Origin of the sequence: Kitasatospora sp. NPDC001539 (genome assembly GCF_040298565.1) — a bacterium.
Lineage (GTDB): Bacteria > Actinomycetota > Actinomycetes > Streptomycetales > Streptomycetaceae > Kitasatospora.
This window is the reverse complement of sequence record NZ_JBEPAK010000262.1, coordinates 1-9,591: the sequence shown is the minus strand read 5'-3', so window position 1 is coordinate 9,591 and position 9,591 is coordinate 1. Positions and strand designations below refer to the sequence as shown.

At 74.6% G+C, this 9,591-nt stretch carries 8 protein-coding genes; 2 read left to right on the top strand and 6 right to left on the bottom strand.

Annotation, left to right across the window (positions count from 1 at the left end; genetic code table 11):
* The first annotated feature begins 217 nt into the window (after positions 1 to 217).
* The gene (locus ABT247_RS28400) at positions 218 to 952 is read left to right on the top strand and encodes a hypothetical protein (RefSeq protein ID WP_350747904.1); all 735 of its coding nucleotides are present in this window, start codon (positions 218 to 220) and stop codon (positions 950 to 952) included.
* A gap of 151 nt (positions 953 to 1,103) precedes the next feature.
* Here ABT247_RS28400 and nadE read toward each other — a convergent pair whose 3' ends face one another.
* Positions 1,104 to 1,943, bottom strand: a complete 840-nt coding sequence (gene nadE, locus ABT247_RS28395; protein ID WP_350747901.1) for an NAD(+) synthase — start codon at positions 1,941 to 1,943, stop codon at positions 1,104 to 1,106.
* Positions 1,944 to 2,314: 371 nt separating this feature from the next.
* Between nadE and ABT247_RS28390 the strand changes: the two genes are divergently transcribed.
* A complete protein-coding gene (locus ABT247_RS28390) occupies positions 2,315 to 2,758 on the top strand; it encodes an Lrp/AsnC family transcriptional regulator (RefSeq protein WP_350747898.1) in 444 nt (147 codons plus the stop codon).
* A gap of 6 nt (positions 2,759 to 2,764) precedes the next feature.
* Here the strand turns inward: ABT247_RS28390 and ftsH are convergent, their stop codons facing one another.
* From ftsH to ABT247_RS28365, 5 genes are all read right to left on the bottom strand, one after another.
* On the bottom strand, positions 2,765 to 4,768 hold the full coding sequence (gene ftsH, locus ABT247_RS28385) for an ATP-dependent zinc metalloprotease FtsH (RefSeq protein WP_350747897.1): 2,004 nt from the start codon (positions 4,766 to 4,768) through the stop codon (positions 2,765 to 2,767).
* A 199-nt stretch (positions 4,769 to 4,967) separates the two neighbouring features.
* Complete coding sequence (locus ABT247_RS28380; RefSeq protein WP_502892515.1) at positions 4,968 to 5,594, bottom strand: mycothiol-dependent nitroreductase Rv2466c family protein; 627 nt, start codon at positions 5,592 to 5,594, stop codon at positions 4,968 to 4,970.
* 121 nt (positions 5,595 to 5,715) lie between these two features.
* Positions 5,716 to 7,293, bottom strand: coding sequence for an alpha/beta hydrolase (locus ABT247_RS28375; protein ID WP_350747893.1), 1,578 nt, complete (start codon positions 7,291 to 7,293; stop codon positions 5,716 to 5,718).
* Between the two features lie 243 nt (positions 7,294 to 7,536).
* A complete protein-coding gene (locus ABT247_RS28370; protein WP_350747890.1) occupies positions 7,537 to 8,217 on the bottom strand; it encodes a DUF6461 domain-containing protein in 681 nt (226 codons plus the stop codon).
* 350 nt (positions 8,218 to 8,567) lie between these two features.
* Positions 8,568 to 9,392, bottom strand: coding sequence for a MerR family transcriptional regulator (locus ABT247_RS28365; RefSeq protein ID WP_350747887.1), 825 nt, complete (start codon positions 9,390 to 9,392; stop codon positions 8,568 to 8,570).
* Positions 9,393 to 9,591: the final 199 nt, after the last annotated feature.

Below are 9,591 nucleotides of genomic sequence, written 5' to 3'. Positions count from 1 at the left end.
AAGGCCGTCTCACCCGACCAGTTCACCGCGATGGTCAGGCTTCCACCACCGTGCGCACGCCGAGGACGCGGAAACGATTCCGCGCGCCCGGCCCGGTCCTCCCGCGCCCGGACACAGCGTCACCCCTTCGGCCTCCTCGACACGGTAAGGTCCGCTGGCGCGGCCCCGGCACTCCCGCCGGTCGGCCGCGCCGCACCTGACGACCTGGAGGAACTCCGTGCCGGCTCCCGCCCGAGGCGCTCTCGCCATAGCCGCGGCCGTCCTGCTCGCCGCAGCCGCAGGCTGCTCGTCCGGCGGCGGCCACACCGCCAAGGACAGCGCCCACGGCAAGGGCGGCACCCACAGCGCCGCCCCGACGGCCGGCGGGGACGCCGCCCAGCCCGCTCCGGCCGCGATCGCCACCGGGCCCGGCCCCAAGAGCTCCTACACCGTCCAGCCGCAGCCCGCGGCGGGCAGCTGCCACTTCCGCTACACGGCGGACCAGCAGCCGCTGCCCGACCCGAACTGCACCCCGGGCGCGGTCAGCCCGGCGGTCAACCAGGGCAACCTCAACGACACCATCTGCAAGCCGGGCGGCTACACCTCGACCATCCGCCCGCCGGCGAACATCACCGGCAAGGAGAAGGCCGAGAACGCCAAGTCCTACGGCTACACCGGCCCGATGGGCGACGCCGAGTACGACCACCTGATCAGCCTGCAGCTCGGCGGCGACCCCAACGACCCCCGCAACCTCTGGATCCAGCCGCCCTCCCCCGGCCACGTCCCGGGCAAGGGGCCGAACAACCCCAAGGACTCGGTGGAGACTCACCTCCACACCGCGATCTGCAAGGGCCAGATCACCCTGGCCGCGGCCCAGGCCGCGATCGCCGCCGACTGGACCACGGCCGAGGCCAAGGTGGGCCTCAAGCCGGCCGGCGCCCCCACCCCGGAGCCGGACGCGGACGGCGACTGACCGGCCGTCACCCGTCGGCCGGCCGCTCGGCCGCCCGGCACCCCTCCTCCCGGTACCGGGACCAGGACCGGTACCGGGGCCAGGACCGGTACCGGGACCGGTCAGCCGGTCCGCAGGCCGAGCCCGCCGCCCGAGCGGGTGGCCGGAGTGGTCACGCCTGGCCGGGGGTGATCGGCAGGCTGCGCTTGTGCTCGGTGCGGCGGTAGTGGCCGAGAACGGTCTGGAAGACCTCGTCGCTGACGGGCAGGCCCTCCAGGAAGTCGTCCAGGGCGTCGTACCCGACGCCGAGGGCGTCCTCGTCGGGGCGGCCGGGGGCGAGGTTCTCCAGGTCCGCGGTGGGGACCTTGCCGACGAGCTCGGCGGGGGCGCCCAGCACGGCGGCGATCGAGCGCACCTGGCGCTTGGTCAGGCCGGACAGGGGCATGACGTCCGCCGCGCCGTCGCCGTACTTGGTGAAGAACCCGACGGCGGCCTCGGCCGCGTGGTCGGTGCCGACGACCAGGCCGCCGGAGGCGCCGGCGGCCGCGTACTGGACGACCATCCGCTGGCGGGCCTTGACGTTGCCGCGCACGAAGTCCTCGTGGGCGTGGTCGGTGAAGGTGAGCCCGGCGGCGAGGAGGGCGTCGAAGGCGGCGTCGGTCGCGGGCTTGATGTCGACGGTCAGCACCTCGTCGGCACGGATGAAGTCGAGCGCACGCTGGGCGTCCGCCTCGTCCGCCTGGACGCCGTAGGGCAGCCGCATCGCCGTGAAGCCGGCCCGGTAGCCCTCGGCGCGCAGCCGCTCGACGGCGAGCTGGCAGAGCCGGCCGGTGGTGGTGGAGTCGACGCCGCCGCTGATGCCGAGCACCAGGGTGCGGGCGCCGGCGGCCCGGAGCTGCTCGGCGAGGAAGTCCACCCGGCGGTCGGCCTCCTTGGCGGGGTCGGGGACGGGCGCCACGCCCAGCGCGAGGGCGATCTGCCGCTGGAGGTCCGCGGGCGGGGTCTCGGTCATGCCGGCTCCTTCGGGGTGGCCACTCGGTCGGTGCCCGTCATCGACGTCACCGGCGAGTACGGCGAGGTGGTGGCCGTGATGAACAGGCGGTTGTTCTGCGGGCTGCCGAAGGTGAGGTCGGAGACGGGCTCGGGGACGAGGATACGGCCGATGAGGTCGCCGTCGGGGCGTAGCAGTGGACGCCGTCCTCGAAGGCGGCCGCCCGGAGCCGGCCGTCGAGGTCGAAGCGGATGTCGTCGAACCGGCGGCCGTCCCCGGTGACGACGACGCGGTCACCGCCGAGGGAGCCGTCCCCGCCGATGTCGAAGGCGCGGATGTGGCCGGCCCGGCTGTCGTTGACGTGGAGCGGGCGCCCGTCGTGGTCGGAGGTGATGCGAAGTCCGGGTCGGAGAACCGGGCCGTGCCGCCGGAGCTCCACCCCGGCGTCGTTCGGGGAGTACGCGGCCCTCGGCCGGGCCGTGGGGCTGTCGGCGGCCGCCGCCCACGAGCAGGTGCGCAAGCTGCGGGAGCGCGGGGTGGTCCGCCGCACCACCGTGGAGGTGGACCCGCGCAGCCTCGGGCTGGGGGTGCTCTCCGTCGTGCTGGTGGACTCCTCGGCGTGGACGGGCGATTCGGCCGCCGCCTTCGCCGCGATACCGGAGATCGAGGAGGCCCACGTCATCGCGGGCAGCGCCCCGGTGCTGGTGAAGGTCCGTACGGCGTCCACCGAACAGCTCCAGGAGGTCCTGCGGCGCCTCTACGGGATCGACGGGGTGAGCGGCACCCGGGCCACCGTGGTGCTGGAGACCTCCTTCGAGCGCCCGCCGGCGCCCTGAGGCCGGTCAGGGGCTGCCTTCGGGCTCCTTGGACAGCGGTACGGGGCGCCGCAGGATGTCGAGCACCACGCCGCCGTCCACGGTCTCCTGGGCGACGAGCAGGGCCGCCAGCTCGTCCAGGTGGTGCCGGTGCCGGCGCAGCAGTTCGACGGCCCGGCGTTCGGCGCGGCGCAGCAGCGCGGCCACCGCCTCGTCCACGGTGCGCTGGGTCTGCTCGGAGTACGGGCGGCGCAGCATGTCCTCGGGGTGTTCGCCGAGGTACTGCGGGGAGCCGCTGGAGTAGCCGACCGGGCCGAGGTCCGGGGAGAGGCCGAACTCGCGCACCATCCGGGTGGCCACCGAGGTGGCGTTGGCGAGGTCGTTGGCGGCGCCCGTCGAGCCCTCGCCGAAGACCACCAGTTCCGCCGCCCGGCCGCCGAGTTGCACGGTGAGCAGGTCGGTGAGGTAGCTCTCGCTGTACAGGTGCCGCTCGGCCTCGGGGAGTTGCTCGGTGGCGCCGAGCGCGACGCCCGCCGGGAGGATGGTCACCTTGGCGACCGGATCGGCGTGCTCGCACAGCGCGGCCACCAGGGCGTGGCCGGACTCGTGCACCGCGACGGCGTGGCGCTCCTCGGGCAGCAGGGCGTTGGAGGACTCCCGGCGCCCGAGCAGCACCCGGTCGCGGGCGTCGTCGAGGTCGGCCGCGGTGATGGTGGAGCGGTCGGCGCGGACGGCGTTGATCGCGGCCTCGTTGACCAGGTTGGCGAGATCGGCGCCGGAGAAGCCGGGGGTGCCGCGGGCGATCCGGTCCAGGTCGGCGTCCGGGGCGAGGGTCTTGCCCAGGGTGTGCACGGCGAGGATGGCGGCCCGCTCGGCCTGGTTCGGCAGCGGCACGGTGACCTGCCGGTCGAAGCGGCCGGGGCGCAGCAGGGCCGGGTCGAGGGCGTCCGGCCGGTTGGTGGCGGCGATGACGACGATGCCGGTGCTCTGGTCGAAGCCGTCCATCTCGGCGAGCAGTTGGTTGAGGGTCTGCTCGCGCTCGTCGTTTCCGCCGATCCGGGAGCCGCCCGCCCGGCGGCCGCCGACGGCGTCGATCTCGTCGATGAAGATGATGGACGGCGCGCGTTTGCGGGCCTCGTCGAAGAGGTCGCGGACCCGTGAGGCGCCGACGCCGACGAACATCTCCACGAAGCCCGAGCCGGTCACCGAGAGGAACGGCACCGAGGCCTCTCCGGCCACCGCCCGGGCGAGCAGCGTCTTGCCGGTGCCCGGCGGACCGACCATGATCACACCGCGTGGCCCCTTGGCCCCGGCGGCGGCGTACCGCTCCGGGCTGCGCAGGAAGTCGACCACCTCGCTGACCTCCTGCTTCACCCCCTCGTACCCGGCCACGTCGGCGAATCCGGTGGCGGGCCGCTCGGCCTCGATGATCTTCGCCCGGGAGCGGCCGATCGCACTCAGCCCGCCGCCGAGCGACCGGGCGGCCAGCCGGCCCGACCAGAGGAACAGCCCGCCGAAGATCAGCAGCGGCAGGAAGAGCAGCAGGGTGGACCAGAGCGAGCTGCCGCCGGAGCGGCTGGCGGTGACGTTCACGTGCTGGTCGGAGAGCGCGCGGCTGAGCTGGGAGGTGTCCAGGGCGGTGGGGATCTGGCTGGTGAAGCGGGTGCCGTCCTTGAGGATGCCGTTCACGCCACCGGTGTCGCTGACGTTCACGGTCTGCACCTGACCGGCGTCGACCCGGTTGAGGAAGTCGGTGTAGCCGTAGCGGGCGCTGGTCGGGGCGGTGCGGGAGAAGAGGACGAGCAGGAGCAGGGTGGCGAGGACGGCGACGGGCAGCAGCCAGCGGCGCCAGGAGGGGGCGGGGGGCTTGGGCGGGGGGCTGCCGGGACCGCGTCCCGGGCCACCGGGACCGCCCGGGCCACCGGGGCCACCGGAGGTGCGGCCGGGCCCGGGCGGGGTCGCGGTGTGGCGGCCCGGCCCGGGCGGGGTCGCGGCGTGGCGGGCAGCACGCAGACGCGCTCGTACGGTCATCCGCGCTCACCGCCTCCCGGGGCCGTCCGTCCCGCCCGGGGACCTGCCCTGGGCACACCCGGAGCCCTACCCTCCATGGTCGGCCCCTTCGGCCCCGGATGGGAGGCCGAGCGAGGGGCCGGGGGCAGGGCGAGCGAACGGCCGAGCGGGTGGCCGAGCGGACGGTGTCGCACCACGGGCTGCCCGGCGGGCCCGCCGGTCAGGAGAAGTCCAGCGATCCCGTCCGCGTCCGCTTGAGCTCGAAGAACTTCGGGTACCCGGCCAGCAGCCGCACACCCTCGAAGACCCGTACGGCGTCCTCCCCGCGCGGGATCGCGCTCAGCACCGGGCCGAAGAAGGCGACGCCGTCCACGTGGATGGTCGGGGTGCCGACCTCCTCGCCGACCGGGTCCATGCCCTCGTGGTGGCTCTTGCGCAGCGCGACGTCGTACGCGGTGCTGCCGGCCGCCTCGGCCAGTTCCTCGGGCAGCCCGGCCGCCACCAGCGCCTCGCGGATGACCGTGTCGTCGGCAGCGCGGTCCTGGTCGTGCAGCCGGGTGCCGAGCTGGGTGTAGAGGTCGCGCAGGACGTGCTCGCCGTGCTTCTCGGCGGCGGCGATGCAGACCCGGACGGGGCCCCAGCCCGTGGTCAGCAGGCGCTGGTAGCGCTCGGGCAGGTCGGTGCGGCCCTCGTTGAGGACGGAGAGGCTCATCACCCTGAACGTGAGGTCCAGCTCGCGTTGCTTCTCGACCTCGAGGATCCACCGGGAGGTGATCCAGGCGAAGGGGCAGACGGGATCGAAGTAGAAGTCGACCTTGGTGGTTTTCGTCGTCACGTCGACGATCATAGGAGCCGATTGGACCACTTCGAAGGGCCAATCACTGCTCTGCATTTTGGTCCACTTCGGGCTAGGGCCGTGGCCGGACGGCTGCGGACGGTCCTGTGCCCGGCCACCGGCGCGGCGGGCGTCAGCTGCAGGTCGTCCCGTCCGGTGGCACCGTGCCGTCCAACAGGTAGGCGTCGACGGTCTGCTTCAGGCAGGGGTTGCCGGTGTTGTACCCGCCGTGGCCCTCGCCGTTCAGCGTCACGGTGACGCCGACGCCCGACCCGAGTTGCTGCGCCATCGTGCGGGCGCCCTCCACCGGGGTGGCCGGGTCGCCGGTGGTGCCGACCACCAGGATCGGCGCCGCCCCTGCGGCCGAGACCTCCGGGTGGTCGGCCTTGCCGGGGACGGGCCAGCCGGTGCAGCCGGTCAGGCCCCAGGCGGTGAAGGTGCCGAACACCGGGGAGGCGTCGCGGAACTGCGGAAGCCGCTGTTCGACGTCCTGGTCGGAGTAGCGCTGCCGGGCGTCCAGGCAGGAGATCGCCCGGTTGGCCGCGCTCAGGTTGTTGTAGTGCCCCTGCGGGTCCCGCCCGAGCAGCGCGTCGGCCAGCTGGAGGAGGGTGTCGCCGCTGCCCTGCTGCATGGCCTCGGTGAGTCCGGAGGCCAGCGCGGGCCAGGTCTGCCGGCTGTACAGCGCGCCGGCGATGCCGGTGACGGCCAGGGTCTCGGTGAGCTTGCGCCCGCTGCCGGTGGGCAGGGGCGACTGCGCCAGCTGCCGCAGCAGGTCGGTGATCCGGGTCGTGCCCTCCGCGCCGCCGGCGCCGGTCGGGCAGGCCTCGGCGGCCTGGGCGGCGCAGGCCTTCATGAAGTCGTCGAGCGCGAGTTGGAAGCCCTGGGCCTGGCCGAGCGCGCTCTGCTCCGGGTCCTTGGTCGGGTCGACCACCGAGTCCAGGACGAGCCGGCCGACCTCCTGGGGGAACAGGTGCGCGTAGACGCCGCCGAGCTGGGTGCCGTAGCTGATGCCGAAGTAGGACAGCTTGCCGTCGCCGAGCACCTGCCGCATCAGGTCGAGGTCGCGGGCGGCGCTCTCGGTGTCCACGTAGGGCAGCACCGCGCCGGAGTTGTGCTCGCAGGCGGCGGCGAACTGCGCGTTGCTGTCGTCCAGGGCCTTGATCTCGGCCGGCGTCTCGGGGGTGCCGTCGACCGCCGCGTTGGCGTCCATGGCCTGGTCGTCCAGGCACGTCACCCCGGCACTGGCGCCGACTCCCCGGGGGTCGAATCCGACCAGGTCGTAGCGGGTGTTGAGGGAGGAGTACGTGTCGGCCAGCGCGGGCAGGGTGGCCACGCCGGAGGCGCCCGGGCCGCCGAAGTTGAAGAGCAGCGAGCCGATCCGGTGCTGGTCGTCCTTGGCCTTGCTGCGGATCAGCGCGAGGTCGATGGTGCTGCCGTCCGGCTTGCCGTAGTCCAGCGGGGCCCTGAGGGTGGCGCACTGCCAGTCCGCCGAGGGCGCGGTGCCACCGCCCTGGGCGGTGTTCGGGGCCTGGCAGGCGTGCCAGGCGAGTTGCTGGGCGGCCAGGCCGCCGAGGGTGGCGGAGGCCGCGGAGGCCGGGGAGGTCGGCGCGGGTTCGGCGGCGGAGCGGCTGCCGCTCTGGCAGCCCGCGGCGGGGGCGAGCAGAAGTGCGGCCAGGCCGAGGGCGGCGGCGCCGCGGACGACGGTGTGCATGGAGCGGTCCACCTCTCGGGTTCACCTCTCGGGGCTGCCGGGCGGCTCGCTCTCGGGCGCGCGGAGCACACCGGCGCACGGCCGGGCGGCGTACGCCCCGGCGCGTGGCGCCGTCGGCGCATCACAGACCCTAGGGGCCGTGGCGCGGCGATGCCCGCCGGAACCCCCGGACGGAGGGCGTGCGCCGAAGGGGCCGCCACCGGCCGACCGGGTGAGGCTCCAACCGGCCCACCGGTGGCGGCCCTACCGCCGGCCGCCCGCGCCGGGCTCCAGCACCGGCGTGCCGCGCACCACGTAGGCCGGCAGCCGGAGCTCGCCCAGGACGGCGCGGGGCAGGCACAGCCCGAACCGCCGTCCGACCGCGTCGAGGGCACGGCGCCGGACGGCCCCGTACGGTCTGCCCCCGGGCCCGCAGGGGGTGACGCCGTCGGCCTCCAGCACCTTCGCGGCGACCAGCTCCGGCAGCAGCAGGTCGGGCTCCCTGCCCCAGCGCCAGCGCTCCTCGCCGAGCCCGAAGCCGCACAGCACCGCGCCGTCCCGGGCGTAGTCGAGCAGGGCCGGCGGCTGCTCCGGCATCGGGCGGAAGTGCACCACCTCGGCACCGTGGCGGGCTATCTCGGTGAGCAGTTCGCCGCCCGTGGAGTCGCCGTACTCGATCGCGAAGGCCCAGCCGGCCGCCTCGCCGACCCGGATCACCCCGTCGCCCTCGTCACCGGGGCGGTAGCCCTCGATGTCCAGGCCCCAGATCTCCGTCCCGCTGATCGGGCCGCTCACGGCCGCCGGGTCGGCCCCCATCCGGCGGGCCAACTCCGCCGGCGGGATCCCCCGGGCGAACACCACCCCGTCGACCTGTCCGCCGGCGTCCACCAGCCACTGGATGCCGACACCGCCCCGCTCCTCGCCCGCGCGCGCACCGCCGCCCATGCCGCCCTCCCCTCACGCCGGCCCGCGAACGGACGGGCCCGGCCGGGTCGCACCCTAGCCGACGCCCCCGACATCGGGAGCCGCCCACGCCCGCGCCCGGGGCAGCACGGGGCACCCCCGAGTCACGGCGCCGGCGCGGACATCCGAGCTCGGCACCGCCCCGGGCCAGCCGCCTCCTCGTCCCGTCCTGAGGACCGCCACCCTCGGAAAGTCGGCCCCGCCGACTTCCTGCTCCTGCGTCATGCGGGGGCCCACCCCGTCGTGCCCCCGCGCCAACCGGGCGCCAGCGTTGCCGCGGTACGGAAGACCCGCGCCGATGCGGCGGATGGTCCTGGATCCGGCAGCCGGGTTCACGCGCGCGTGACGGGCTCCTGGAGTTCGGTCACCCACTGGTCGGGATCGTCCGGGCATTCGAGGTAGAGCTCTCGTGCGTAGCCGGCGGAGCGGTAGCCGTTCGCGTCGATCCACCGGGCCAGCGCCTGGACACTGGGCATGACCTCGTCCATCGAACCGCGGTGCACGAAGGTCGCGGCAGTCTCGACCTCCGGCAGGTCCACGACCGCGAAGTCGAAGTCGGGCCGGGGTTCCGCCGCGACGATGAAGCCCGCGTGGACGGTGACAGCCTCGCCTCCGTCCGGTGAGGCCTCGTAGTAGGCGATGCCAGGGCCCGCCGGGGCGACGCCCGCAGTCGCGAGCCGACGGCACAGCTCCTCGTAGAGCGGTCCGATGACCGGCCCGATTCCTTCCGGTCCGTCGGTCCTGGCGGTGCCGGTCAGCTCGGCCACCCGGACCGCGGGAATGCGTTTGACCACGACGTCGTCGGATGGCATGCGTCCCTCGCTCTCGATCGTCCGGAGCCTCGCCTCGACCTGGGCCAGCCGCCTCGCATCCGCTGCCATCGCTGCTGCGAGCTCCGCCCGCCGCAGCCGCAGCATCCCGCGCAGTTCCGCCGGGCTCACCTGCTCGTCCAGGATGCTCTGGACCTGGTGCAGGCTGAAGCCGAGGTCCTTCAGGGCGATGACGCGGTTGAGCCGGGCGAGCTGGCCGGCTTCGTAGAAGCGGTAGCCGCTGGCCTCGTCGACGCGGGCGGGCCGCAGCAGTCCGATCGCGTCGTAGTGGCGCAGCATGCGGACCGACACGCGGCCGTGCCGGGCGAAGTCTCCGATGGTGAACATGATGCCTCCCAGTGCAGGGCCTCACACGGTGTCATGGTCAAGACCCCGTCGACGGGGTGAGGCGACGGGAGTGCGGCGCCTGCCGGCGGCACAGCGCATCATCGCGGGCCGGCCGCCGGTGGCGTCGCCCGGGCCGTCGTCCGAGCCGGGCGGCCACCGCCGCACCCGAGCACCGGCGCAGGAAGTCGGCCGGGGCGAC